Here is an 882-nt window from a genome sequence, read left to right on the forward strand (position 1 = left end):
AAGTCCTGTGGAGTGGTGTAATCGTTTTGTGTCCTTCGGAGTGGGTTATGCGCTGAGTTGGAGTGGGGGTTCCTCCTGCCCGGTGGGTTGGGGTGTGAGTCGTGATTTGGTGAGGATGTCGAGGCTGAGGTAGCGTCGGCCTTCGGCCCATTCGTCGTTTTGTTCGGCGAGGACGGCTCCGACCAGGCGGATGATGGCCTGGCGGTTGGGGAAGATCCCCACGGAGTCGGTGCGTCGGCGGATTTCGCGGTTGAGGCGCTCATTGGGGTTGTTGGACCAGATCTGGGTCCATACCCCGGTGGGGAAGGACGCGAAGGCGAGGACGTCTGCCCTGGCTTGATCGAGGTGATCACACACGGCGGGGAGCTTGTCGTGCACGTAGTCCAAGAGCCGGTCGTATTGAGCGTTGACTGAGGCGGCGTCGGGTTGGTCGTACACCGAGTGCAGCATCGCTTTGACGGCGGGCCATAGCGCTTTGGGGGTGATGGACATGAGATTCGCGGCGTAGTGGGTGCGGCATCGTTGCCAGGTGGCTCCGGGTAGGTTCGCTGCGATGGCTTCGACCAGGCCCAGATGGGCGTCACTGGTCACCAGGCGCACGCCGGTGAGGCCTCGGGCGACCAGGTCGGCGAAGAACTCGTTCCACGCCGGGCCGGTCTCGCTGGTGGATACGCGCACCCCCAGTACTTCGCGGTGTCCGTCATTGTTGACTCCGGTGGCAACCAGGACCGCGCACGAGACGACGCGTCCTCCTTCGCGCACCTTCATGGTCAGTGCGTCAGCGGCGACGAACGTGAAAGGCCCAGCGTCGTCGAGGGGGCGATGGCGGAACTCGTCCACGTGTTCGTCCAGGTCGGCTGCCATACGTGAGACCTGGGACTT

At 63.7% G+C, this 882-nt stretch carries 1 protein-coding gene; it reads right to left on the bottom strand.

The features are described 5' to 3' along the window. Positions 1 to 45: 45 nt before the first annotated feature. Positions 46 to 882, bottom strand: an 837-nt coding sequence (locus tag HMPREF1137_RS03175; RefSeq protein ID WP_034496570.1) for an IS256 family transposase, incomplete at its 5' end; no start/stop codon positions are given.

The organism is Actinomyces sp. ICM39 (assembly GCF_000282935.1).
Taxonomy (GTDB): Bacteria; Actinomycetota; Actinomycetes; order Actinomycetales; family Actinomycetaceae; genus Pauljensenia; species Pauljensenia odontolytica_B.